Below are 23,496 nucleotides of genomic sequence, written 5' to 3'. Positions count from 1 at the left end.
CCGACGAGCTGTACCGGCTTCACTTGGACCCTGGCATCGCCCGCTGGTACGGCCAATGGACCCGCGCACGGAAGTAGTCGCCTTCGCCGAGGTGCGCAACGCCCGTTCCCGTGCGGTGGTGGAACGGCTCGGCTACCACTGGTCCTACAGCAGCCACCCCGCCTAGAAAACGGCGAACCCTGGCGAACCATCCTCAGCAGCGAGCAGATGGCCGCCCCTCCCGCACGACCATCTGCTCGAGCCGACCGAAGCACTGCGCCCGACCAACCTGTCCGTCCTCACCAGAGCCGGGGTCAGGGAATCGTCACCAGCCACCGATCCGACCGCCGGCGCAGGTAGCCCCACCAGTACGCGGCCGAAACCACCAGCACCCCGGCCGTGATCGCCAGGTCCAGCAGGCTCTGCGACACCAGCACATAGCCGAGCGCCAGCACCGCGACCACGGGCACCACCGGCCACCCCGGCATTCGCCATACCTGCGGACGCCGGTGCGCCGGTCGCCGCGCCCACAGCACGCTCACCGAAATCGCCAGGTACAGCGCGACCACAGCCACCCCGGTCACGCCGCTCAGCGTTTCCACCGGCACGAAACACAGCACCGCTTCCGAGACGCCGACCACGAGCGTCGCCACCCAAGGTGCGCCGAACCGCGGGCTCACCACGCTCAACGCGCGATTCACCGGCTCCGGCCAAGCGCGATCCCGGCCCGACGCGTACAGCACGCGCGAGTTCTGGATCACCATCACGATCACCGCGTTCACGATGGCCGCCGCGATGCACAAGCTGATGATCGTGCCGAACGTCGAACTGCTCCAGCTCACCACGAGCGCGGTCAGGTCGAGGTTCTGCAGCGTCGCGAGATCCGGCACGCCCAGCGTGATCGCGATGACCGGCACCAGGATCACCACCGCGCTGACGCCGAGCGTCCAGAACACGGTCCGGGACACCGTCTTGTGCGGCTCCCGCATCTCCTCCGCCAGATACACCGCGGTCGAGAAGCCCTGCACCACGAACAACGCCACCGCCAGCCCGGCGATCACCGAGACCAGCGCGATCGGATGCACGCCGTCCATGCTGGGCCGCACGAGCACCGCGGCCGGCCGGTCGGTGTGCGCGAAGCCGAGCACGGACACCACGACGATCGCGACGATCTCGATCACCAGGAAGATCCCGGTCAGCCAGGCGTTCGACCGCAGGTTCACCAGGCCCATCCCGGTGGACGCCAGCATCACCAGCGCACCCGCCACCGACGGATCGACGTGCACGATCACCGACAGGTAGTCGGCCACCCCGATCGCGATGATCGGCGGTACCACCAGGATCACGATGAACGACAGCATGAAGGTGATCCACCCGGCGAACCGGCTGACCACTGTGGACACCATGGCGTACTCGCCGCCCGAACTGGGCACCAGCGTGCCGAGTTCGGAATAGCAGAACGCGATGCCCACGCACAGCAGCACGGCGAGCCCGATGGCCAGCGCGGTGCCGGTGCCGAGCGAGCCGAACAACGGCGGGACGAGAACGAACAAGGACGACGCGGGAGTCACGCAACTCAGCGTCAGCAAGGTACCGCCGCCGACGCCGATCGATCTGGTGAGCGAGCGGGGCGCGGGCGAACCGGCGGCAGTGTCGGTCTGGACGGGGACCGGATGAGGCGGCATGGGGATCCCTCCGTCGGCGGCGCTGGAATTCGACGGATGGAACAGGACGGGTTTGCCGTTGTCAACGTCGGAAAGACGACGAAATCCGTTGTCGGGCACCCCGGGCGACGGGTCATTTGGACACTCAGGGCGACGATGTGCCACGCCCCTGGTTGCCCGCGGAAGGGTCGACCCGAGATGATCCCGGGATGCAGAGCCAGGACCCGAACCGGCCGGTGCCGCCGGTGGTCGACGACATTTCGAAGCAGATCATCGCCCAGTTGCAGGAGGACGGACGGCGGCCGTACGCCACGATCGGCAAGGCGGTCGGGCTGTCCGAGGCGGCGGTCCGCCAGCGGGTGCAGCGGCTGTCCGATTCGGGCGTCATCCAGATCGTCGCGGTGTCGGATCCCTTGCAGGTCGGGCTTTTCCGCCAGGCGATGGTCGCGATCACCGTCGACGGCCCGCTCGATCCGGTCGCCGACGCACTGGCCGAAATGGACGAGATCGACTACGTCGTGCTGTGCGCCGGCCGCTTCGACGTGCTGTGCGAGGTGCTCTGCGCCGACGACGAGGCGCTGCTCGACGTGATCTCCAACCGCATCCGGACGCTGCCCGGCGTGCGCACCGCGGAGACGCTCGTGTACCTCAAGCTGCGGAAACAGTCGTACCAGTGGGGCACGCACCGCCGGTGACGACGAAATCCGAAGGTCTGTCCCGATGAGACTGCTGAAATTAGTCGTTGTGGGTGGCGCTGGCGACTGATCCGCTTGCCAAGCGGTGTCGGCTTGTGCGATAACCGAGAAGTCCGGCCGGTGCGCCACGGTGCGTGCCGGCAGCTTCGAGGCCCGTTTCGAGGAGCCATGACCACGACCGCCGAACCCGCCGGGATCGCCACCGTCCAGGGCGCCGCCGCACACGACAACCTCTGGCTGCACTTCACGCGGCACAGCCAGGCCGAGCACTTCCCGGTGATCGTGCGCGGCGAAGGCGCCTACATCTGGGACGACACCGGCAAGCGTTACCTCGACGGCCTCGCCGGACTGTTCGCGGTGCAGGTCGGCCACGGTCGCGAGGAACTGGCCGAAGCCGCCGCACGGCAAACGAAACAGCTCGCGTACTTCCCGCTGTGGGGCCACGCGCATCCGCCCGCGCTCGAACTGGCCGAACGCCTTGCCGCCGCCTCGCCGGGCGACCTCAACCGCGTGTTCTTCACCGTCAGCGGCGGCGAATCCGTGGAAACGGCGTGGAAACTCGCCAAGCAGTACTTCAAGCTGACCGGAAAACCCACCAAGCACAAGGTGATCAGCCGCGCGCTCGCGTATCACGGCACGTCGCAGGGCGCGCTGTCCATCACCGGAATCCCTGGTGCGAAGGCCGATTTCGAGCCGCTCGTGCCGAGTACGCTGCGGGTGCCGAACACGAACTTCTACCGCGCGCCCGAGCACGCCGACGATTACGAGGCTTACGGCCGCTGGGCCGCTGACCAAATCGAGCAGGCGATCGAATTCGAGGGCGCGGACACCGTCGCCGCGGTATTCCTCGAACCCGTGCAAAACACCGGCGGCTGCTTTGTCCCGCCGCCCGGCTATTTCGAGCGGGTCCGCGAGATTTGCGACAAACACGACGTGCTGCTGGTGTCCGACGAGGTGATCTGCGCGTTCGGCCGGGTCGGCTACGACTTCGCGGCCAAGCGATACGGCTACCAGCCGGACATCATCACCACCGCCAAGGGCCTGACCTCCGGGTACGCCCCGCTCGGCGCGGTGCTCGCGAGCGACCGCCTGATGGAGCCGTTCGCCGGCGGCGAGGCGACCTTCATGCACGGCTCGACCTACGGCGGGCACCCGGTTTCGTGCGCGGTCGCGCTGGCGAACCTCGACCTCATCGAGCGCGAGAACCTTTACGGCCACGTGCTGGACAAGGAAACCGCCTTCCGGGCGACCCTCGACCGGCTGACCGATCTGCCGATCGTCGGCGACGTGCGCGGCACCGGTTTCTTCTACGGCATCGAACTCGTCAAGGACAAAGCGACCAAGGAGACGTTCACCGCCGAGGAATCGGAACGCATTCTGCGCGGCTATCTCTCGAACGCGCTGTTCGAGGGCGGTCTCTACTGCCGCGCCGACGACCGCGCCGAGCCGGTGGTCCAGCTGTCGCCGCCGCTGATCTGCGACCAGCCGCAGTTCGACGAGATGGAGCAGATCCTGCGCGAGGCGCTCACCGGAGCGTGGAAATTGCTCTGACGCCCGCTGCCGCCCGGGTTGTCCCGCTACGCTGATCTTCGTTGCCTACCAACGGGAGGAAGCGCGTGGCGCAGTGGAATGACCTGGTCGCCTACATCAGGCAGACCTACCGGGTGATCCGGGACGACCCGGGCGAAATCCGGATCCGGGTCCTGTTCGGCGACGACGCGGAGACGACGGGGCGCGCGCAGGTCGTGGTGATCGCCAGGGAGATTTTCGACCAGCGCGAGGACTGGGTGCAGATCGCGACCCCGTTCGCCCGCGTGGACGAGGTCGATCTGCACACCGTGCTCACGGAGGTAGGCCAGACGCTGGTGGTCGGCGGGCTCGTGGTGATGGGCGAGCACCTCGTGCTGCGGCATTCGCTGCCGCTGCTGAACCTCGACCTCAACGAGTTCACCGATCCGCTCGAACTCGTCGCCGGTTCGGCCGAGCTGCTGGAACAGCAGTTCACCGGGCGTGACGACTACTGAGCGGCGGCAGCCGCGAAAAAGCGGGGCCCTGATCCGATCGGGGCCCCGCTTTTCGTTGGCTCAGTACGGTTGCGTGGCCGGCGGCCGCACACCGTCCATCCTGGACTGAACGCTCGGCTCGACCGCCGGGCAGTGCTTGCCGCGACCCGGGCTCGTGCCGTCGATCAGGAAGGCGTCCGCGGCGTCGATGACGCACTGGCTCTTCTTGAAGTACGCGCCGTGGCCCCAGCCCTCGTAGGTGAGCAGCGGCGCACCGGACTGCTGCGACGCGCGCACCGCCCAGCTGTACGGCGTGGCCGGGTCGTAACGGCTGTTCAGCATCAGCAGCGGCACGCCTGCCCGGACCGACAGCGGATGCTGCGGGTTGCGCACCGGGCTCGGCCAGCCGGCGCAGCCCGTCGCCGCGCTCCAGCCCAGCGGCGAGAAGTGCAGGTCAGGCGACACCCTGGCGAGCGCGCGCCGGTAGCTGTCGAGCTGCGGGTAGCTGGTGACCGGCAGCCGCCAGTCGGAGCAGAAGATGCTGTTGAACGGGTTCGGAATGGGAATGTCGTCCTTGCCGAACGACGCCTCGGCCGGTTTCCCGTCGCGCAGGTCGACGAGGCTCTTCGCGAGCTTGTCCCAGGTGGGGCCGTAGAAGTTCTGCGAGATCAGCCCGACGAACGCCATCGGGTCGAGCCGGTCGTCCGGGGTGCCGAGTTCGCCGCGTTCGGCGCGGGCGTACAGGTCCGCCACCACCGCGCTGACGTCCTGGCCGTGCAGCGCGCACGACGTCGTCCGGTCGCACCAGTCGGTGAACTGCTCGAACAACTCTTGCGTGGCCTCGGTTTCCGTCCTCAGGAATTCCCAGGTGCTGCGGATCGAGTGGTCCATGTTGCTGTCGAGCACGAGCGCGCGCACCCGGTCCGGATACGCCTCGGCGTACTGCTGGCCCATCAGCGTGCCGTACGAAACGCCGTAGTAGGTGAGCTTTTCGTCGCCGAGCGCGGCACGGATCGCGTCCATGTCGCGCACGACGCTGCGGGTGTCCGAACGGCTGGCGAGCGGCCCGGTGATCCGGTCGCAGCTGCGCCCGAGCGCGCGGTTGTACGCGAGCAGCTGCTGGAATTCGCCGGAATCCTTCGGCAGCACCGGGTTTATCGCGGTGAGCTCGTCGAGCCCGCACTGGATCGCGGTGCTTTCCCCGACCCCGCGCGGATCGAACCCGACCGTGTCGAACTGCGCGGTGATCTTCGGCGACAGCGTCCAGCCGCTCTGCACCTCACCCGCACCGGCGCCGCCCGGCCCGCCGGGATCCATGAGCACCGAACCGATCCGGTGCGCGGGATCGGTGGCCTTGCGCCGCGCGAGCGCGAGCTGGATCGTGCCGTCGCCGGGACGGTCCCAGTCGAGCGGCACGGTGAGCTTGCCGCATTCGGCCCCTTGCCCGGTAGGGCACGGTTTCCAGTCGATGGCCGCGGGAGCGGCGGTCGCCGGTGCCGCGGTGAACAACGCCGTCGCCGCGGTGACCGCGGTGGTGGCGGCGGCCAGTTTCCTGCCCAGACCCAATGCCCTGCCCCTTCGGCGTGAACTGGAGACGTCGGAGCCCTCGATCTTGCCAGAAGGTGACAGGAGCCACTAGTGCGGGTTACCGTCCTTTGTGGACAGTTCGGGTGCTGGCCAGGTGCACGGCGAAGTCGAGCGGGATCAGCCCGTCGGGCCGCGCCAGCGCCGGGGCCTGGGAGAGAAAGGCGGTTTTCAGCGCCTGGCAAGCGGGTTCGCCGAGCGGGAAGAGGTTGTAGACGGTCGAGACGAACTCCCAGACCTGATCCAGCGGACCGCTGAAGTCGATCTTCTCGGTGCGCCACTGAACGGGAGCGAACCCGGCCGGGACGAGGATGTCGTCCAGTCCGGCCTGAGTGCGGGTGCGCTTGTCGCCGAGCGGAGGCAATCGCTGCTCGGCCGGGACGTCGGCGAGGATTTCCCGCAGCAGCTTGCCGAACAGGGCGCGGGCCCCGCCTTCGGCCGCCCCGCCGCTGAGGACGAGCGAGAGCTGTCCGCCCGGCCGGAGCACGCGGGCCAGTTCCGCGGCCACCTCGTCGATGTCAGTCATCAGCATGAACGCCATGTGCGACACGCAGGAATCGAAAGAGTGGTCCGCGAACGGAAGTTGCTGTGCCAGGCCTTCCGCGACCGTTGCCGAACGCTGCCGGGCGAGGGCCAGGTCCACCCTCGACAGGTCGACTCCGATCGCCTGATGTCCCGCCGCGGCAAGGAGTTCGAGCAGGAATCCGTCGCCGCAGGCCAGATCGAGTACGCGTCCCGGAGAAGCGATCTCGTCCCGGAGAAGCTCGTAACTCGACCGTCCGTCGGCGCTTCGGCCGTCGCCGAACGCGCGCGACGTAACCGCCGGATGGCTTGCGTGGAAGGCACGAAAGAAGGTTTCTTGAGCGGACCTGGTCACTCTCCCAACTTACGCACCGGCGCGAAATCCCGCCCTCTGTTTGTAGAATCAGCGGATGGCGGACGTGGTGCCCGATCGGCGCGAGGCTGAGGTCTGGTGTTCCTACCAGCGCGTGCAGCGGGCGCTCGGCAGCGCGCTCGACCGGCAGCTGGAGCGCGACGCCGGGATCTCCGGAGCCGACTATGCCCTCCTCGTCCCGCTCGCGAACGAACCGGACGGCGTGCTGCGGATGCGCGAACTCGGCGCGACCGTCGAATGGGACCGCAGCCGGCTGTCGCATCACGTGAGCCGGATGTGCAAGCGCGGGCTGGTCACGCGGGAGAACTGCACCGAGGACGCGCGCGGGGCGAACGTCCGGCTCACCGAGGCCGGTCGCGCGGCGGTCGCGGCGGCCAGGGAACAGCACGGCGAACTCGTGCGCCGGTATTTCTTCGACCAGGTCAGCGGGCCCGAACTGGAGCTGCTCGGCCGCGTTTTCTCCCGGATGCTCACCCGGCTGGCGCAGGACTGACGGAGATCGTCAGCGCTCCGTGCGGGCGCGGTAAGCGGTGCGCCGCAGTCTTGCCGCATCGCCTACCGATCCAGGGGAGCAGAGATGACCAGCAAGACAGTTCTCGTGTCCGGCGCCAGCGTCGCGGGTCCGTCCGCCGCCTACTGGCTGCACCGTTACGGCTATTCGGTGACCGTCGTCGAGGCCGCGCCGCAGCTGCGGCCGGGCGGACAGGCCGTCGACTTCCGCGGCGAGCAGATGAAGCTCGTCGAAGCGATGGGCCTGCTCGACGACTTGCGGGAGCACGAGACCGCGCTGCGCGAGCAGGTGCAGCTCGACCCGTCCGGACAGCCCGCCTTCACCCTGCCGAGCGGGTTCACCAACGGCGAGCTGGAGGTCCTGCGCGGCGACCTCGCCCGCGTCCTCTACGACCACACCAAGGACTACACCGAATACGTCTTCGGCGACCGCGTCACCTCGCTGACCGAGACTTCCGACGGCGTCGACGTCACCTTCCGCCACGGCGCCCCGCGCCGGTTCGACCTGGTCGTCGGCGCGGACGGGATCCACTCGGGCGTGCGGACGGCCGCGTTCGGCCCGGAGGCGAAATTCCGCACCGACCTCGGCTACCACGTCGCCGGGTTCACCGCGCCCAACCACCTCCGCCTCGACCACGCGGGCCTGCTCTACAACGAACCCGGCCTCGGCGCGATCGTCACCAGCCACCGCGATCCGGAGACCGTCACTGTCGGCCTCACTTTCCGCGGCGACCCGGACGGGTACGGCCGTCCCGACCTGGCCCGGCAGAAGGACATCGTCACCGAGGTCTTCGCCGACGCCGGATGGGAACTGCCGCAGCTGCTCACCGCGGTCGCCGACGCACCTGACCTGTACTTCGACACCGTCGGCCAGATCAAGCTCGACAGCTGGTCGCGCGGCCGGGTCGTGCTGCTCGGCGACGCCGCCTGGTGCGCCGGGCCGGGCGGATCCGGCACCGGTCTCGCGATGATGGGCGCGCAGGTGCTGGCCGGCGAGCTGGCCGCGGCGGGCGGCGACCACGTGACCGCGTTCGCCCGCTACGAGCAGCGGCTGCGCAAGCCCGCCCGCGTCGGGCAGCGCAACGGAGCCGGTTCGGGCGACTTCCTGGTCCCGGCCACCGAGGAGAAGCTGCGCAAGCGCAACCGGATGTACCGCAAGCTGACCGGCCCGATCGGCCGCCGCCTCTTCGAGTACATGGGCAACCGCGCGGCGAACGCGGTCAAATACCGCGAATACCCCCAGCCCCGCGCGCACGCCTTGCCTTGACGCTGGCGACAAGGTTTAGCGTCGCAGACATGCGCATCGGCGAACTGGCTCAGCGGACCGGGACCACCACGCGGGCCCTGCGCTTCTACGAGGCACAGGGCCTGCTCCCGGCGGCGCGCGCGGCGAACGGCTATCGCGAGTACGACGAGGACCACCTGCGGCTCGTCAAGGAAATCCAGACCCTGCGCACGGTCGGATTCAGCCTCGACGACACCCGCCCGTTCGTCGACTGCCTCCGCACCGGCCACGACGCGGGCGACGCGTGCCCGGCGTCGGTCGAGGTGTACCGGCGGAAGCTGGACGAGGTCGAGGCCTGCATGCGCGACCTCGCCGCGGTCCGGGCCGCCCTGCTCGACAAGCTCGCCGCCGCCACCGCGCATCCGGCCGACCCGTGCACCGCCGAACCCGAGGAGCCCCGATGACCACCGACGCCACCTTCGCCGCCGACGTCCTGGACCACGACCAGCCCGTCCTGGTCGATTTCACCGCCGACTGGTGCCCGCCGTGCCGGATGATCGCGCCGGTGCTCGCCGAGATCTCCGCGGAACGGCCCGGTCTCACCGTGCGCGAGCTCAACACCGACGAAAACCCCGAAACGATGCGCGCGTACCGGGTGATGGCGTTGCCGACGCTGATGCTGTTCCGCGACGGAACCCCGGTCGCGTCGTTCGTCGGCGCCCGGCCGAAGGCGAAACTGCTCGCCGAACTGGACAAGCTGCTGGGCTGAACCGGTGGCCTTCCCGGTTTGCCCGGTGGACGGGTGACGGAGCAGGTACAAAGAGTGCACGACTTTCGGGGAGGCCGTGCCATGACCGCTTTCGTGCGCTCTTACCTGTTCCTTCGCCGCGCCATCGGGGTGCTCAGGATCCTGCTGCCGATCGTCGTGATCGTCGGGAAGGAACTGCTCGAGGGCGGCGGCCTGCTCGGTTCGCTGAGCGGCTATTACTACAGCGATCTCCGGAACGTCTTCGTCGGCACGTTGTGCGCGATCGGCGTCTTTCTGATCGCCTATCGCGGTTACGGCCGCGTCGACGACATCGCGGCCAACGTCGCCGCGATCGCCGGCATCGGCGTCGCGCTGTTCCCGACCCAGCCGGTCTCGCCGACTCCCACCGAGCACGCGATCGGCATCGCGCACCTGGTGTTCGCGGCGATCTTCTTCCTCACCCTCGCGTTCTTCTGTCTCTTCCTGTTCACCAAGGACGACGGCGCGCCGACCAAGCGCAAACGTTCGCGCAATGCGATCTACCGGACGTGCGGCATCGTGATGCTCGCGTGCCTGGTGCTGATCGTGGTCAACGGCCTGTTCTTCAGCGCCGCCACCGCGGCCCTGCACCCGACCCTCTGGCTGGAGTCGCTAGCGGTGTTCGCGTTCGGGTTCGCGTGGCTGACGAAGGGCCAGACGCTGCTGGGCGACCAGCCGCAGCCGCGGCCAGCGGCTCAGGCCAGCTTGCCGTAAGCCTCCGACACCTGGGTGAGCCAGGCGACCTCGGCGGCGAACGTCTTCGCGTCGTGGGCGTCGAACGCGCCGTTGTCCTGGCTCTCCGCCGGGGCCAGTCCGGAGGTCTTCGCCTCCAGCGCCTGGCGGATCTTGCGGGCCTCGGCCATCGCCTGGTCGCTGTCCGGGGTGTCGGCGCGGTCCATGTACGGGCGCAGCGCGCGCCAGCCGTCGCGGATCTCGATCACCCGGCGATGCAGCCGGTAGTGCAGGTCCGACCAGCGCCGGTCGGTGTCTCCCTCGGCCGGCGGTTCCAGCGCGATTCCCGGCGACGATTCGTACAGCGAATGCCACAGCGGGTAGAGCGCGCGATAAGAACGGTAATTGCGCTGCCACCGGGCGACCGACGACACGTGCTCGCCCCACGACGGCATGGTCAGCCCGAACGACACGATCACGATGCCCAGCGCGCTGAACACCGACGGGGCGATCGCCCACGCGCCGAGATGCCAGCCGAGCGCCGGGCTCACGATGTTCACCGCGCGCGTGGCGCAGTAGCAGAACAGCACGACCGCGCCGACCGCGAGCGTCCGCAGCGTCCGGCGCAGCCACACCCGCGACGTGCTCCGCGCGTACGGCAGGCACTGCAGGTAGATCGTCACGCACGGCACGGCCTGCGAAATGATGAACAACAGCAGGTAGGTGAGGATCACCGGGTCGCTGCTGCCCACCGCGAAAGCGGTGCCGGGGGTGCCCGGTTTGTTGCCGATGAAGAACAGCACGGTCAGCACGACGAACAGCACCGCGCCGGAAACGATCCACGCCCGGATCCGCGTGCGGATTTCCGCCAGGGGATTCGCCCACAGCATCAGCAGGAGCTGCGCGCTGATGCAGTACGCGACCGCGGCCAGGTGCAAGATCAAGATCGCCAGATTGGGGATCCCGAACAGCGAGCCGATGCTGAGCGAGAGGGCGCCGAGGGTGAAGGTGACGCACTGCAGGATCAGCGTCGTCATCAGCACGATGTAGGCCGGGTCGCGCCACGAACGGCGCATCGAGAAAAGCTTGTACAGCAAAGCCGCGTACGAGGAGACCGCCGACAGCGAGAATAAGATGATCTTCAGAGTGTTCACTCGCGCCCCCGGAACGGCCTCAGCGCCCGGTGGGCGGAACGGTGTGCGCGGCACTCTTGGCGGAATTGTTCACGATCGGCGACCATACACCACCGCAAGTGCCGGAACTAGGGCCGGAAAACTGGTTCTGGCCTGGGCGAATTCCGGATGGATCCCGGGTGCCGGCCGCCTGCTCGAGCGCTGCCGCGGGTGATCTTCCGGTGAACGGCGGGCGACCGGGTCGTGAGCGGCCGCAACGGGATGCGCCCGTCGCTAGGGTGTCGCCATGAGTCTCCAGGTGGTGATCGGGTACGGACCGGCGGGGGCGGCCACCGCCGCGCTGCTGGCTGAACAAGGGGAACGGGTCCGGGTGATCGGCCGGTCGCCCCGGGAGCCCGAACCGGGGCTGGAGCACGTCTCTCTCGACGCCGCTGACCAGGCCGCGCTCACCGAAGCGACCAAGGGTGCGACGGCGATCTACAGCTGTGCGAGCCCGCCGTATCACCGGTGGGCGGCCGATTGGCCGCCGCTGCAGGCCTCGATCTGCGCCGCGGCCGAGGCGAACGACGCGCTGCTGGTGTCGCTGGGGAATTTGTACGGTTACGGTCCGGTCGATGGTCCGCTCACCGAGAATCTGCCGCTCGCGGCCACCGGAACCAAGGGCCGGATCCGGGCATTGCTGTCCGAACAACTGCACGCATTGCACGACGAGGGCCGCATCCGCGCGGTCGAGGTGCGGGCTTCCGATTTCTTCGGCCCCGGAGTGACCGACGGCGGCCATCTCGCCGCTCGCGTGGTGCCGAACGTGCTGCGCGGGCAGAAGGTGCAGGTACTCGGCGATCCGGACGCCTCGCACAGTTGGACGTACATTTCCGATGTCGCGCGCACGCTGGTCGCGGCCGCGCGGAAAGAAAACGCGTGGGGCAAGGCGTGGCACGTGCCGACTGGTCCGCCGCGGTCCGCCCGGGTGATGGTCGCGCTGTTGTGCGAGGCGGCGGGAGTGCCTCCGGTGCCTGTGCAACGGCTTTCCCCGATGTTACTGAACGCGGCCGCGCTCGTTTCGCCGATGCTGCGCGAGCTGCGGGAGGTCCGTTACCAGTTCGACCGCCCGTTTGTCCTCGATTCCGGTGCGGCACAGGAATTTTTCGAGATTACGCCGACGCCCGAGAAAGATCAATTCCCGGCCACCGTGCGCTGGTGGCGTGATCGCTTGGCTACCGTGAGTTGAGGTGCCTGTGCATTCCTCCGCACCTTGCCCAATGCCCTTGAAAAACTGGGTAAGAACGGGCAATCTCGGTGTCGACTGGGTGGGAATCGGCACGAGGAAGTCATGCCATGGGGTCCGTAAGATCTGGGTGGGAAGAATCCGAAAATAGCCAGGACATCGCCGTTGTCGGAATGGGATGCCGTTTTCCGGGGGCGCGCAACGTCAACGAGTACTGGGATCTGCTGAGCGAGCCCAAACCGCAGTTTCGGCGGGTGCCGGATTCGCGGTGGCGGCGGGAAGCGTTCTACAACGACGATTTCCGGGACAGCGGCGCGGTCTACTCCGACCGCATGGCGCTGCTGGAGGACGTCGGCGACTTCGACGCCGGGCACTACAAGATCCCGCCGCGGCGGGCCAAATCGCTCGATCCGCAGCACCGGCTGCTGGTCGACCTGACCCGCGAGGCGCTGCAGGACGCGGGATGGGAAGCCGAGGGCTTCGACCGCGAAGACACGTCGGTGATCATGTCGCTCAGCGACAGCGGCTACCGCGACATGAGCACGCTGCACCTGCGGATGAAACAGCTGATCGGCGGCGAGTTCGGCCGGGCGGGCGATCCGGCGATGGCCGAGGCGGCGTCCGCGGTCAGCGGCCTGCACGCCACCGCGATGGCCGGGCTGCTGCTCAACATGGGGCCGAGTTCGATCAGCAACGTCTTCGACCTGCACGGAGAGAGCTACGCGCTCGATTCGGCCTGCTCCGGCGGGCTGACCGCGGTGGCGAACGCGGTGTTCGCCCTGCGCGCGGGCCGCTGCCGGATCGCCGTCGCCGGCGGCGCGCAGCTGGTACTGGCCCCGGACCTGTTCGTGGGCCTGTGCCGGATCGGCGCGATCTCGCGCGCAGGCGAATGCCGTCCGTTCGACCGCCGGGCGGACGGATTCGTGCTCGGCGAGGGGGCCGGCGTCCTGGTGCTGCGCCCGCTCGCGGACGCACGGGCGGCAGGCGACCGGGTGTACGCGGTGATCCGCGGCGTCGGGCTGTCCAACGACGGCACGGTCAAGGGCGGCATGATGCCGCAGGAGTCCGGTCAGCTGCGGGCGCTGCGGCGGGCGTACCAGGACGCGGGGGTCGACCCGGCGTCGGTCGGGTACCTGGAAGCGCACGGCACCGCGACCGCGGTCGGCGACGACGTGGAGATCAGCGCGCTGAGCGAGCTGCGCCGCGGCGCGGAGAACCCGGCGTATCTCGGAGCGGCGAAGTCGGTCGTCGGTCATTCCCTTGGCACCGCGGGAATCGCCGGTTTGATCAAGTCCATTTTGTCCGTCCACAAGGGACAGATCCTGCCGCAGCCGGATTTCGAACCGGCCGATCATCTGCCGTTGCGGGACGCCGGGCTGCAGGTGGCGGGCCAGGCCACGCCGTGGGACAGCGACGGACCGCGCCGGGCCGGGGTGAGCGCGTTCGGCTTCGGCGGCTCGAACGTGCACGTGGTCGTCGAGGAAGCGGCGCAGGAACCGCCGCCCGCCGAGACGCCGCGGCTGCTGCTGCTCACCGCACGGGACCGGGCCGGGCTCGCCAGGCACGCCCGCGAGGTGGCCGAGGCGCTCGGCAGCGAGAACCCGCCGCTGGCCGCCGTCGCGGGCACGCTCGCCCGCCGGACGCTCTTCCCGGAGCGGCTCGCGGTGGCCGCGGACGACGTCGCGGACGCGGTGTCCAAGCTCGTCGCCGCGTCGGTCGCGCTCGAATCCGGCCAAAGCGGCGAGCTCGTGCCAGGCGTGTTCGCTGGTGTGGTGTCACCGGGGGCGGAGCCGGTCGAGGACGGGCTGCCGGCCGAGCTGGCTCCCCGCGCCGTCACCGGGGCGGGGCTGCGTCCGGTGGCGGGCGGCCTGCCGCGCTGCACGCTGCCGCCGAGCCCGCTCAGCCCGCGCCGGCACTGGGTGGTCGACGACGCGAAGCTCGCCAAGGCGCAGACGCTGGAGCCGCTCGGGGCTGCCGCGACGCCGGTCGAGGAGACGGAGGAGACGACGTCCGCGCGGGATGTGCTGGCGATCGTGCTCGAGGAAGTCGCGCGGACGACGGCGTTTCCGGTCAGCGAGTTGTATGCCGGGCAGTTGCTGGTCGACGATCTCGGCTTCGATTCGTTGATGCTCACCGAGTTGGAAGCGCGGCTGCGGAAGCGGTTCCCGGGGGCTCCGGTGGAGGTCGAGCAGTCGGGGTCGCTGACGGTGGGGGCGGTCGCCGGGATGCTAGCTCCGGCAACGGATTTGGTGCCTGCCGCTCCGGTTCCGGCTGCTCCGGCTCCGTCGTGGGATCCGGCCAGTGCGGCGATCGAGGAGTTCCCGGAAGCCGCGGCTATCGAGGCGCGGTTGACTGAGTTCGACGATCTCGGGGTGCCTAATCCGTACTTCCGCAAGCATCAGGGGCGGATGGACGCTACGACGTCCGTGTCCGGGCGGGAGTACCTGTCCTTCTCCAGCTACAACTACCTTGGGCTGGCCGGGCACCCTGCGGTGACCGCGGCGGTGCACGACGCGGTCGAGCGGTACGGGACTTCCGTGTCCGGCAGCCGATTGCTTGCCGGGGACCGGGATTTGTCGCGGGACCTGGAGACGGAACTTGCTGCGTTCCTCGGGGTCGAGGACAGTCTCGTGCTGGTGAGCGGGCACGCGACGAATGTCGGGGCGATCGGTCATCTGGTCGGGCCCGGGGATTTGATCGTGCACGATTCGCTGGCGCACGACAGCATTCTGCAAGGGTGTGCGCTGTCCGGGGCTACGCGGCAACCGTTTCCGCACAACGACACAGCACGGCTGGAGGACGTGCTGCGTCGGACGCGGTCACGGTTCCGGCGGGTGCTGATTGTGGTTGAAGGCGTTTACAGCATGGACGGGGATCTTGCGGATCTGCCTGCGTTGATTGAGCTCAAGCGGCGCTATGGGGCGTTGCTGATGGTTGACGAGGCGCACAGTATCGGGACGATGGGTCCGCGCGGGGCTGGGGTTGGGGACCACTTCGCGGTGGATCGGTCCGGGGTTGATCTCTGGATGGGGACGCTTTCGAAGTCGCTTGCCGGGTGCGGGGGGTATCTGGCTGGGTCGGCACGGACTGTGCGGTGGTTGCGGTATTCGTTGCCGGGGTTTGTTTACAGCGTGGGGATTACTCCGGCTAATGCGGCGGCTTCGCTTGCGGCGCTTCGTGTGTTGAAGGAAGAGCCGGAGAGATTGGTGCGGTTGCGAGAGAATTCCCGGTTGTTCTTGGAACTGGCTGCTGCGGCGGGGGTGCCGACTGGGGTTGCTGGGGGGACGCCGATCGTGCCTTGCGTGGTGGGGAGTTCCCAGGTCGCGTTGAGGCTGGCTACGGCGTTGTTTGAGCGGGGGGTGGTGGTGGATCCGATTTTGTATCCGGCGGTGGATGAGGAGTTGGCTCGGTTGAGGTTCTTCATCACCAGTGAGCATCGGGAGGATCAGCTGCGGTATGCGGTGGGGGTTTTGGGGGCTGAGTTGGGTGGGTTGAGGTAGGCGGCTCGTCGCCTGGCGGCGACATTGCGCCCGTCTTGGTTGCGTGGGGCACCCCGAAGTTTGATTGTGCTGACGGGCGGTGGGTGCTTGTCAAGGCGGGAAAGATGCCTTGACAAGCACCCACCGCCCGCAGGGAGGCTTCGTATCGGGGTGCGGGGGAGGGGCTGGGTGCCTCGATAGCGGGTGCATCGGCTGCGGTTGGGTGCCTTGATGGTTGGGTGCATCGGCTACGGCTGGGTGCTTCGACAGCTGGGTGCATCGGCTGGGGGGTGTGGCTGGGTGCTTCGATCGTTGGGTGCACTGGCTGCGGGTGGTTCGTGGTGGGGGCTAGCGCCCCAATGTGGCATTGGGTGCGTCAGATGCACCCAATGTGGCGTTCGGTGCGTCCCCCGCACCCAATGCCACATTGGGGCGGCATCCCGGCCGACGGCTGCGAGCCCCGGCGGGGTGGTCCGTGAAGGGCTCCTCGAGGGAATCTAAGTCCGTGAAGGGGCCCCTCACGTACTTCGGCTGGTCGTGAGGGGAACCCTGAGGGAATCAGAGTCCGTGAAGGTGGCCCTCACGTACCGGCGCGCTAGAGGAGCGAGCGTTCGATGCGGTCCATCGGTTTCTCCCCTGCTTTGGGGGTTTCGGCGATGGGTTTCGACGGCGTGCCCATGCGTTCCGACAGCAGGAAGGCGATGATCTCCGCTTCCTGTTCCTGTGCGTCGTCGTAGGTGGCGCGCATCAGCATGTCCCGGACGATGTCCGGGTCCAGGTTGGGGAACAGCGAGCGGGCGCTCTCGTCGTCAAGGAGACCCGAGCCGCGATGACAGCAGATGATGTGACCCAGCTCGTGCAAGATGATGTGCTCCTGGTGCGCCCCGGTGGTGTTGGCGTCGAAGAAGATCAGGTCCTCGCCCCGTGCGGCTACCCACATGCCGCACGGGTGCGACGCTGGCATCGGCAGCGGCACGAGGGTGATCGGCCGTTCGCGGATTTCGCCCAGGCGGGCGCAGAGGGTGGCCAGGTCGTACTTCGGCGGGAGGTCGAGTTCGGCGATTCGCTGGGCGCCTTCGTCGCGCATCCGTCGCAGCTGCTCGCGCCGCTGCGGGGCTTCGGACGGGGTGCCGGTCACCGCGCCGCTTCGTCCGTGACCGGGGGCAGCCCCTGCATTTTGCGGTATTGGTCCATGATCGTGGTGATCGCCTGGAGGTTTTCCTCGCGCATGCCCGCCGCGCGCATGGCGACCGCGCGGACGCCTGCCTGGCGCATCGCCTCCACCGCGGCCAGCTCCGACAGCACCGATCCGGCCACTTCATCGTCGAAGAAGTACGCGACGGAGACCCCGAAGAATTTCGCCAGTGCGGCCAGCAGCTCCTGAGAAGGATTGGTCCGTTTGCCCGTGCGTAGCTGAGACAGGTACACCGCGCCGACCTTCAGCTCCGGCGTGGCCCGCTTCAGTTCGGCCGCCACCTCGGCGTTCGTCCAGTGCCTCCCCTGCGGGCGCACCGTGCGGAACAGGTCGTCGAGTCTGGAGGCCAGGGTGGGCCGGGCATCCGCCGGCTGAGTGTCATCGGACATGCTGCTACGCCCCTCCAGTTGCAGCTGATTGCTCTCAGCTAAGGCGACTATCTCAGATTAGCTCACAGTTGACAATCGCCGGAGGGCTCCACAAGACTGTGCCTCAACGAGATAGCTGGTGGCTAACTCGCCACACAAACCGGGCAAGAGCGGCAGGCGTAGTACCGGCCCGGGGCGACGCTGGGGGTGTCGCCCCGCTCGGTCCGCCGAGGCCGGGTCCGGAGGCAGCAGACGTGTCAGCGAACTGCCTCCGGGCCCGGCGCACTACGCCGCTGGCCGGACCGCGGAGCGCGCCAGCGCCGGGGGATGTGCGGAACTTCGGGAGCCGGTAGATGGCAGCGGCCGGCGCCGGACTGACGGATCACGCCTGTCCAGCAGCCGACCGCGCTGACGCCGGAGGTGTTCCGGTGCGGAACCGCCGGCAAGCACCGTGGCTGGCAGAGCTGTCAGCGAACCGCTTCCGGACCGGCGAACTGCGCCCATTCGTCAGCCCACCGCGCCGCGCGCCGGTGGTCGAGCACTCGCCGCGCGATCCAGAACGCGCCGCCCAGCACGCCGACCGCGCACAGCCAGCAGAAGGCCGCGACGAGCACGCCGTTGGTGACCGCGTCCGCGTGCGTCAGCGGGGCGGTGGTCTGCTTGCCGCTGTCGTCCAGCCAGATGTCGGTGGTCGAGCCCTCGGTCGCGGAGGCGGCGGGCACCGTGATGACGCCGGTCCGCTGCACGCCGTGCGGGGGCTTCCAGACCGCGTTCACGCGCGCGGTGTTCGCGATCGGCGCGCTGTCGCCGACGGAGGCGGCCGGCTGCGCGGCCGTCGTCAGCACCGTGGCGGTGACCTGGTGCCGCGACTGCAGCTGCGCGTCCGACGCGGCGGTCTCCGCGGCGATGTCCTCGCTGCCGATCATCATCGCGAAGGGAATCGCGATGAGCGCCAGCAGCGTGACGATCCCGGCGAGTACGCCTTCGATCCGGTCCGACCGTCGCACGAGCGGGTTGCGCACGGCGCCGAGCCGTCGGAGCAATCGTTTACCAGGGTGTGGTGGTCTGCCTGCCCGAGTCCTGTTCCGCATGCCTCTCATGGTCCTCTTTCGCGCGCGCGAGCGCTGTGTCCCGCACAACGTTTTTCATGTTTTTCCTGGGGATCCGGTGTGTTTTCGCTTACCTCCGGGCCCGGGGACTACCCGTGTGGGTGACGACGAGCGGAGGTTGCGCCTTGCGGGGGCAGGGTTTCGCGTGGCGCGACGAGTGGTCCAGGCCAATGTCTGGCGGGTCCGGTACGCGTTGCCCGGGTTGATCTTTCGCCGGGTTCGGCGGCGGATGGGTTGCGGTATCGATGGTTCGGCGCCGCGGTCGCTCGGTGGATCGTCTGATTCGCACGGTTCGCGTTGGCGGGCAAGCGATCTTGCGGCCTCGGCGGCCGGTGCGACTGTGTGCCGGGAGTTCGCCTGCGGGCAACCGGAGGTTTCCGCCGGGGACAGCCCGGGCAGACAGGTCCGCCCGGGCCGCTCGGGAAAACGCTCATTGCCGTCCGGTCCGGAATCGGGGTATCGCCAAGCACAAACCGGGGGAACGCTCCCGATATCCGGGAACCATTCAGTCGACCAGTCGAATCGTCGCCGTCGGACTGTGCGAACGACGCCGGGTGATCCCGTGTTCGGCGACGATTCCGAGTTGGATGCTGCGATCGGCGGGCGCCCAGTAGCCCGTGCGCACGAAATAGCCGTCCATTGTGCAGAGCCGGTTCGCGCTCTTGCGGGAACTGATCGCTTCCCAGCCCCATTGCCGTCCGGTCTCCTCGACGCCGTTGCGCCGCACGTGCAGCCGCGGGTTCCCGATCTCCCGGCAGTACGCGCTGCCGTCCGCGATGTACAGCACGCCGTCGACCTTGTAGAACCGCTTGCCGTCCAACAGGCTCACCTGGCCGGACAGGGTGAAGTGCACCCTGCCGCCATGGGCCCCGTCCATCGTCCAGTCGAGACAGAATTCCTTCGTCGGAACCTCGAGCGACTGGGTCATGGCCGTGTCTCCTTTGCTCGCCTTCCGGAGCGTCCAGGAAAATATAAGGAAGAAACGCGTTCCCGACAGGTATCGGGAACCGTTTTCACCCGAAGAGGCCCGGCGGACACGCATCGTGGTCAAGCCCCGATTAATCGGTGGAATTACCGCCGATGGGGTATCGCGGATACGATCAGTGAATTCTCCTTGCCCGAAACCGGTGGCGGCGCACCGGCGCCGGGACCGGCGGGCCGTGCGGGTCGTGTCGGCAGCGTGACATCTTCCATGACGCTTGTCATAGACCCGGCCGTGTGCCACCCTCGGGTTATGACGACTGTCATGACTGCCGTGCGACCGGCCACCGCCGGTTCCGTGGCCGACCTCGTCCGCGCCTGCTCGCCGGAATCGCTGAGCCGCCGGTTCACCCTCGGCGGCCCGATCGAGCCGGACGCGGTCCTGTCCAGGTACCAGCGATTCCTTCTGGTCGACACGGCCCTCGTCGCCGAGGTTTCGGGCGTGCCCGCAGGGCTGCTGAACGCGGTCCCGGAGGACGACCGCCGCGTCGAACTGGGGCTGCTCGTCGCCGACCGGTGGCAGCGGCGGGGCATCGGCCGCAGCCTCGTCCGGCTGGCCGCGGAGCAGTGGCTCGGCTGGAAGCTGCACGCCACCGTGCAGGAGGGCAACGTCGCTGCGGAAGGATTACTGCGGGCGTGCGGGTTCCGCTTCGTCCCGGGGTACCGCGGCGAGAACGAGTACGAGCTGACGGTCACGGAGGAGACGCTCGATGACGGAACGGCCGGCGCGCGACCGGATGGTCTTCAGCGCTGCGCAGTTGCTGCGTACGCAGGGCTTGAGCGGCACTGGCATGCGCGAGGTGGTAGCGCATGCCGAAGCGCCGCGGGGGTCGCTTCAGCACTACTTCCCGGGCGGTAAGGAACAGCTGTTCGGCGAAGCCATCGATTGGGCAGGCCGCTACGCCGCACGACGCGTGACGCGCGCGATGGACTCTCTGTCGGACCCGACGCCGTCCGCGCTTTTCGCCGCAGTTGTCGAGAACTGGCGCGCGGAGTTCCTTGAGATCGGCTACGACTACGGCTGTCCGTTAGTGGCCACAGTCACCGACACGGCGGCGTCGAGCGAGCCGTTGCGTGAGCGTGCGAACGACGCCTTCGCGCAGTGGCGGAAGCCCATCGTGTCCGCGCTGCAGCAGATGGGCGTACCGGCGGCGCGCGCTGCTTCGCTGGCAGTGTTGATGATCAGCGCGCTTGAAGGAGCCTTAGTGCTGGCCCGGGTCGAGCACTCGGTGACGGCGCTTGACACGGTTGTCGAGGAGCTAGGTCCAGTTCTCGACGCCGCAGTGGACAAGCGCCGCCGCCGCTAACGCCTGCCGAGCTTCGCGCGCAACGTGGCGACAGTGTCCGGGTCGTGCAGCAGTTCGGCGAAGTGCTTGGACTCCGACTCCATGCGCTCTTCGACGCTCTCGTCGGTGCGGTCGTGCAACAGCGCGCGCGTCGCTGTCACCGCGCGTACAGACCGTTCCGCGAGGGTCGCGACGCGTTCTGAGACGCGCTTGCTGAGCGCTGTCTCGTCAGGGAGCACTTCGTTGACCAACCCGAGTTGCGCCGCTTCGACCGCAGGCAGGCGTTCTCCGAACAGCAGCAGCTCCGTCGCACGCTGCGGGCCGACTCGACGCGGCAGCGCGTAACTACTGCCGAACTCCGGCACCAGCCCCAGCGGTACGAAGGGGAACTGCAGGTAGCTGCGTTCGGTGGCGTAGACGAGGTCGCAATGCAGCAGCAGGGTCGCGCCGATGCCGACAGCGGGACCGTCGACCGAGGCGACGACTACTGCCTGCGTCGCGAGCAACGCCTCTTGGAAGACCCGCGCAGGCGTCTTCGTGCTGTCACCGGCTTCGTGCGCGAGGAAGTCGCCGAGGTCGTTGCCCGCGGTGAACGCACCGCCGGCTCCGCTCAGTACGACGATCGGCGTGCGGACAGCGTCGAAGGCGTCCGCGAGGGCGACGTACATCGCCTTCGTGAGCGCGTTCCGCTTCTCCGGACGGTTGATGGTGATGGTGGTGACCTGTCCGTCGACAGTCGTCTCGATGCTCATTCACAGCTCCGCAACAGCAGCGAGCAGCAGATCAACTTCCGCTGCAGTCGTGTACGGCGCGATGCCAGCGCGTACGGCACCAGTGTCGCCAAGACCGAGATGCCGAGCGCACTCGATGGCGTAGAACGTCGAAGCAGGCGCGTTGATCCCGCGCGCGCCGAGACGCTCGTACACCGCCTGCGGCGTCAACCCGGTGACCGAGAACAACACTGTCGGCGTACGGCGGCGCGTCGGCGAGCCGTATCGCACGACACGTGGCAGTGCGGCGAGCCCGTCCTCCAGACGCTGCAACAGTGCGTCTTCGTGCTCTTCAAGCGCCGTAAGCGACGTACGCAAACGTTCGCGACGACTGCCTTCACTCGGCACGAGCCCGGCGAGGAAGTCGATAGCGGCGGTAGTGCCCGCGAGGAGCTCGTACGGCAACGTACCCAGCTCGAAACGCTCCGGAACCGCGTTGCTCGACGGCAGCAGCTTGTCCGGCTGCAATGTCTCCAGAAGATCCGGTGCAGCGGCGAGAAGGCCGAGGTGCGGTCCGAGGAACTTGTACGGCGAGCAGGCGTAGAAGTCCGCACCCAGCGCGGCGATGTCGACCACTGCGTGCGGCGTCAGATGCACGCCGTCCACGTAGCTCAGCGCGCCTGCTTCGCGGACCGCGCCGGTAATCGCCGGGATGTCGGGACGCGTGCCCAGCAGGTTGGAGGCAGCGGTGACCGCGACCAGGCGCGTCCGGTCAGTGAGCAGCTCCGTGACCGATGACGTCGGCAACTCGCCCGTCTCGGGATCGAAGTCCGCCCAGCGAACAGTCGCACCGCGCGCTTCGGCCGCCTGGACCCACGGCCGGACGTTGGCGTCGTGGTCGAGCCGGGTGACCACGACCTCGTCGCCTGGCCCCCAGTTCTTCGCGAGCGTGCGGGAGAAGTCGTAGGTCACCTGCGTCATGCTGCGCCCGAACACGACGCCCTCCGGTTGCGTGCCGAGCAGGTCAGCGACGGCTTGCCGGGCTTCGCGCACGACGCCGTCCGCGCGGCGTTCCGCCGCCGTGACGGTGCCGCGGTTCGCGATGGCGGCGCAGAGGGTCGAGGAGACTGCTTCGCCGACCACGTCCGGGACCTGGGAGCCACCGGGTCCGTCGAAGTGGGCAGCGCCGTTCTCGAGCGCGGGGAAGTGCTTGCGGATCGCGTTCACGTCGTAGGCCACGGCTGCCAGCTTGCCTGATCCCCGGGCGAGTGTCGTGCTCCGCGCGGGTGCGATCATGCCGCTGTCCCGTTGCCCTTGGAGAGGGGTTCGCCGGTGCTTGCCGAACAGGTCGAAAAACTGCTCGCCCAGCCGTTGCCGTGGCCGATCGTGCAGGCAGGCGACCCCGTGCTGCGCGCCGCCGCCCGCCCGTACGAGGGCGAACTGAGCGACGAGCTGCTGTCCGGGCTGATCGAGGGCATGAAGGAGACCATGCACGCGGCACCCGGCGTCGGCCTCGCGGCTCCGCAGATCGGCCTGTCGGTCCGGATCGCGGTGGTCGAGGACGGTGCCCGCGAACGCCCCGGCGTCGCCCAATCCACGCTCGCCACCCGCGGGATCGTCCCGCTGCCGTTCCGCGTGCTGGTGAACCCCGAGTACACCCGAGTGGGCGACGAAACCGCCGCGTTCTTCGAAGGCTGCCTGAGCGTGCGCGGATGGCAGGCCGTCGTCGCGCGCCCCCTGCGGATCCGGCTCCGCGGCACCGACGAAACCGGTGCGGCCCTGGACGAGGAATTGTCCGGCTGGCCAGCACGAATCGTCCAACACGAGACCGACCATCTGCACGGCATCCTGTACCTGGACCGAGCCGAACTGCGCTCGCTGTCCACCCACGAAGCCGTCGCCCGCCGCTGGACCCAGCCGACCCCCGCCGACGCCGCCCGCGAACTGGGCTTCGACCTCCCCTGATTTCTCGCCGGCCCGTTTTTGTCGGTGCCCG

At 68.6% G+C, this 23,496-nt stretch carries 23 protein-coding genes; 13 read left to right on the top strand and 10 right to left on the bottom strand.

Annotated elements, in window-relative coordinates; all coding sequences use genetic code 11:
- Positions 1-293: 293 nt before the first annotated feature.
- Positions 294-1,664 carry an APC family permease gene (locus DMP23_RS08680; RefSeq protein ID WP_238604552.1) on the bottom strand — a complete coding sequence of 457 codons (1,371 nt, stop codon included), beginning with the start codon at positions 1,662-1,664 and terminating at the stop codon, positions 294-296.
- A 188-nt stretch (positions 1,665-1,852) separates the two neighbouring features.
- Here DMP23_RS08680 and DMP23_RS08675 point away from each other — a divergent pair, with 188 nt between their 5' ends.
- From DMP23_RS08675 to DMP23_RS08665, 3 genes are all read left to right on the top strand, one after another.
- A complete protein-coding gene (locus tag DMP23_RS08675; RefSeq protein ID WP_009082329.1) occupies positions 1,853-2,338 on the top strand; it encodes an Lrp/AsnC family transcriptional regulator in 486 nt (161 codons plus the stop codon).
- A 168-nt stretch (positions 2,339-2,506) separates the two neighbouring features.
- Complete coding sequence (locus tag DMP23_RS08670) at positions 2,507-3,889, top strand: aspartate aminotransferase family protein (RefSeq protein ID WP_134729840.1); 1,383 nt, start codon at positions 2,507-2,509, stop codon at positions 3,887-3,889.
- Between the two features lie 65 nt (positions 3,890-3,954).
- Complete coding sequence (locus tag DMP23_RS08665) at positions 3,955-4,362, top strand: hypothetical protein (protein ID WP_037815122.1); 408 nt, start codon at positions 3,955-3,957, stop codon at positions 4,360-4,362.
- Positions 4,363-4,422: 60 nt separating this feature from the next.
- On the opposite strand, the gene DMP23_RS08660 is transcribed toward DMP23_RS08665, so the two are convergent.
- Together DMP23_RS08660 and DMP23_RS08655 are read right to left on the bottom strand one after the other, a co-directional pair.
- Positions 4,423-5,907 (bottom strand): alpha/beta hydrolase, encoded by a 1,485-nt coding sequence (locus DMP23_RS08660; RefSeq protein ID WP_337820715.1) that lies wholly within the window; start codon positions 5,905-5,907, stop codon positions 4,423-4,425.
- Positions 5,908-5,986: 79 nt separating this feature from the next.
- Positions 5,987-6,802 carry a class I SAM-dependent methyltransferase gene (locus tag DMP23_RS08655; protein ID WP_337820714.1) on the bottom strand — a complete coding sequence of 272 codons (816 nt, stop codon included), beginning with the start codon at positions 6,800-6,802 and terminating at the stop codon, positions 5,987-5,989.
- Positions 6,803-6,857: 55 nt separating this feature from the next.
- Here DMP23_RS08655 and DMP23_RS08650 point away from each other — a divergent pair, with 55 nt between their 5' ends.
- From DMP23_RS08650 to DMP23_RS08630, 5 genes are all read left to right on the top strand, one after another.
- Positions 6,858-7,313, top strand: coding sequence for a MarR family winged helix-turn-helix transcriptional regulator (locus DMP23_RS08650; RefSeq protein WP_037815113.1), 456 nt, complete (start codon positions 6,858-6,860; stop codon positions 7,311-7,313).
- Positions 7,314-7,397: 84 nt separating this feature from the next.
- Positions 7,398-8,597, top strand: a complete 1,200-nt coding sequence (locus DMP23_RS08645) for an FAD-dependent monooxygenase (protein ID WP_337820713.1) — start codon at positions 7,398-7,400, stop codon at positions 8,595-8,597.
- Between the two features lie 29 nt (positions 8,598-8,626).
- Positions 8,627-9,019, top strand: a complete 393-nt coding sequence (locus DMP23_RS08640) for a MerR family transcriptional regulator (protein ID WP_337820712.1) — start codon at positions 8,627-8,629, stop codon at positions 9,017-9,019.
- Positions 9,016-9,324, top strand: a complete 309-nt coding sequence (gene trxA / locus DMP23_RS08635) for a thioredoxin (RefSeq protein WP_337820711.1) — start codon at positions 9,016-9,018, stop codon at positions 9,322-9,324. The genes DMP23_RS08640 and trxA overlap by 4 nt, the downstream gene beginning before the upstream one ends.
- An 81-nt stretch (positions 9,325-9,405) precedes the next feature.
- Positions 9,406-10,056 (top strand): DUF998 domain-containing protein, encoded by a 651-nt coding sequence (locus DMP23_RS08630; RefSeq protein ID WP_337820710.1) that lies wholly within the window; start codon positions 9,406-9,408, stop codon positions 10,054-10,056.
- Here the strand turns inward: DMP23_RS08630 and DMP23_RS08625 are convergent.
- Entirely contained in the window at positions 10,038-11,168 is a 1,131-nt protein-coding gene (locus DMP23_RS08625) for an MAB_1171c family putative transporter (RefSeq protein ID WP_134667423.1), read from the bottom strand. The genes DMP23_RS08630 and DMP23_RS08625 overlap by 19 nt on opposite strands.
- 265 nt (positions 11,169-11,433) lie before the next feature.
- Here DMP23_RS08625 and DMP23_RS08620 point away from each other — a divergent pair, with 265 nt between their 5' ends.
- Together DMP23_RS08620 and DMP23_RS08615 are read left to right on the top strand one after the other, a co-directional pair.
- Positions 11,434-12,375, top strand: a complete 942-nt coding sequence (locus DMP23_RS08620) for an NAD-dependent epimerase/dehydratase family protein (protein WP_037815098.1) — start codon at positions 11,434-11,436, stop codon at positions 12,373-12,375.
- Between the two features lie 107 nt (positions 12,376-12,482).
- Complete coding sequence (locus DMP23_RS08615; RefSeq protein WP_337820709.1) at positions 12,483-15,872, top strand: aminotransferase class I/II-fold pyridoxal phosphate-dependent enzyme; 3,390 nt, start codon at positions 12,483-12,485, stop codon at positions 15,870-15,872.
- 574 nt (positions 15,873-16,446) lie between these two features.
- Here DMP23_RS08615 and DMP23_RS08610 read toward each other — a convergent pair.
- The 4 genes from DMP23_RS08610 to DMP23_RS08595 all read right to left on the bottom strand — a co-directional run bounded on the left by DMP23_RS08610 (position 16,447) and on the right by DMP23_RS08595 (position 19,451).
- Complete coding sequence (locus DMP23_RS08610; protein ID WP_037810612.1) at positions 16,447-16,989, bottom strand: toxin; 543 nt, start codon at positions 16,987-16,989, stop codon at positions 16,447-16,449.
- Positions 16,986-17,435: a helix-turn-helix domain-containing protein gene (locus DMP23_RS08605; RefSeq protein WP_037810611.1), complete on the bottom strand. Its 450-nt coding sequence runs from the start codon at positions 17,433-17,435 to the stop codon at positions 16,986-16,988. The genes DMP23_RS08610 and DMP23_RS08605 overlap by 4 nt, the downstream gene beginning before the upstream one ends.
- Before the next feature lie 446 nt (positions 17,436-17,881).
- Positions 17,882-18,436, bottom strand: coding sequence for an Rv1733c family protein (locus DMP23_RS08600; protein ID WP_235146610.1), 555 nt, complete (start codon positions 18,434-18,436; stop codon positions 17,882-17,884).
- Positions 18,437-19,028: 592 nt separating this feature from the next.
- A complete protein-coding gene (locus DMP23_RS08595; RefSeq protein ID WP_037810609.1) occupies positions 19,029-19,451 on the bottom strand; it encodes a hypothetical protein in 423 nt (140 codons plus the stop codon).
- 318 nt (positions 19,452-19,769) lie between these two features.
- Between DMP23_RS08595 and DMP23_RS08590 the strand changes: the two genes are divergently transcribed.
- Both DMP23_RS08590 and DMP23_RS08585 read left to right on the top strand, forming a co-directional pair.
- Positions 19,770-20,363, top strand: a complete 594-nt coding sequence (locus DMP23_RS08590) for a GNAT family N-acetyltransferase (protein ID WP_337820708.1) — start codon at positions 19,770-19,772, stop codon at positions 20,361-20,363.
- Positions 20,296-20,811 (top strand): TetR/AcrR family transcriptional regulator, encoded by a 516-nt coding sequence (locus tag DMP23_RS08585; protein WP_336157624.1) that lies wholly within the window; start codon positions 20,296-20,298, stop codon positions 20,809-20,811. Before DMP23_RS08590 ends, DMP23_RS08585 begins: the two co-directional genes overlap by 68 nt.
- Here the strand turns inward: DMP23_RS08585 and DMP23_RS08580 are convergent.
- Both DMP23_RS08580 and DMP23_RS08575 read right to left on the bottom strand, forming a co-directional pair.
- Positions 20,808-21,542, bottom strand: a complete 735-nt coding sequence (locus DMP23_RS08580; RefSeq protein WP_337820707.1) for an enoyl-CoA hydratase-related protein — start codon at positions 21,540-21,542, stop codon at positions 20,808-20,810. The genes DMP23_RS08585 and DMP23_RS08580 overlap by 4 nt on opposite strands.
- On the bottom strand, positions 21,543-22,739 hold the full coding sequence (locus tag DMP23_RS08575; RefSeq protein ID WP_337820706.1) for a cysteine desulfurase-like protein: 1,197 nt from the start codon (positions 22,737-22,739) through the stop codon (positions 21,543-21,545).
- 93 nt (positions 22,740-22,832) lie between these two features.
- Between DMP23_RS08575 and DMP23_RS08570 the strand changes: the two genes are divergently transcribed.
- Entirely contained in the window at positions 22,833-23,465 is a 633-nt protein-coding gene (locus DMP23_RS08570; protein ID WP_337820705.1) for a peptide deformylase, read from the top strand.
- Positions 23,466-23,496: the final 31 nt, after the last annotated feature.

The sequence above is a fragment of the Amycolatopsis sp. A1MSW2902 genome, assembly GCF_017312175.1.
GTDB lineage: Bacteria > Actinomycetota > Actinomycetes > Mycobacteriales > Pseudonocardiaceae > Amycolatopsis > Amycolatopsis nivea.
This window is presented reverse-complemented; position numbering and strand designations above follow the sequence as displayed.

Excerpts from the sequence above, each read along its gene's own strand:
- trxA (WP_337820711.1), top strand. The coding sequence starts at position 9,016 with ATGACCACCGACGCCACCTTCGCCGCCGACGTCCTGGACCACGACCAG.
- DMP23_RS08675 (WP_009082329.1), top strand. The coding sequence starts at position 1,853 with ATGCAGAGCCAGGACCCGAACCGGCCGGTGCCGCCGGTGGTCGACGAC.
- DMP23_RS08680 (WP_238604552.1), bottom strand. The coding sequence starts at position 1,664 with ATGCCGCCTCATCCGGTCCCCGTCCAGACCGACACTGCCGCCGGTTCG.
- DMP23_RS08585 (WP_336157624.1), top strand. The coding sequence starts at position 20,296 with ATGCGCGAGGTGGTAGCGCATGCCGAAGCGCCGCGGGGGTCGCTTCAG.
- DMP23_RS08670 (WP_134729840.1), top strand. The coding sequence starts at position 2,507 with ATGACCACGACCGCCGAACCCGCCGGGATCGCCACCGTCCAGGGCGCC.
- DMP23_RS08615 (WP_337820709.1), top strand. The coding sequence starts at position 12,483 with ATGGGGTCCGTAAGATCTGGGTGGGAAGAATCCGAAAATAGCCAGGAC.
- DMP23_RS08640 (WP_337820712.1), top strand. The coding sequence starts at position 8,627 with ATGCGCATCGGCGAACTGGCTCAGCGGACCGGGACCACCACGCGGGCC.
- DMP23_RS08650 (WP_037815113.1), top strand. The coding sequence starts at position 6,858 with ATGGCGGACGTGGTGCCCGATCGGCGCGAGGCTGAGGTCTGGTGTTCC.
- DMP23_RS08630 (WP_337820710.1), top strand. The coding sequence starts at position 9,406 with ATGACCGCTTTCGTGCGCTCTTACCTGTTCCTTCGCCGCGCCATCGGG.
- DMP23_RS08605 (WP_037810611.1), bottom strand. The coding sequence starts at position 17,435 with ATGTCCGATGACACTCAGCCGGCGGATGCCCGGCCCACCCTGGCCTCC.
- DMP23_RS08620 (WP_037815098.1), top strand. The coding sequence starts at position 11,434 with ATGAGTCTCCAGGTGGTGATCGGGTACGGACCGGCGGGGGCGGCCACC.
- DMP23_RS08595 (WP_037810609.1), bottom strand. The coding sequence starts at position 19,451 with ATGACCCAGTCGCTCGAGGTTCCGACGAAGGAATTCTGTCTCGACTGG.
- DMP23_RS08645 (WP_337820713.1), top strand. The coding sequence starts at position 7,398 with ATGACCAGCAAGACAGTTCTCGTGTCCGGCGCCAGCGTCGCGGGTCCG.
- DMP23_RS08580 (WP_337820707.1), bottom strand. The coding sequence starts at position 21,542 with ATGAGCATCGAGACGACTGTCGACGGACAGGTCACCACCATCACCATC.
- DMP23_RS08590 (WP_337820708.1), top strand. The coding sequence starts at position 19,770 with ATGACTGCCGTGCGACCGGCCACCGCCGGTTCCGTGGCCGACCTCGTC.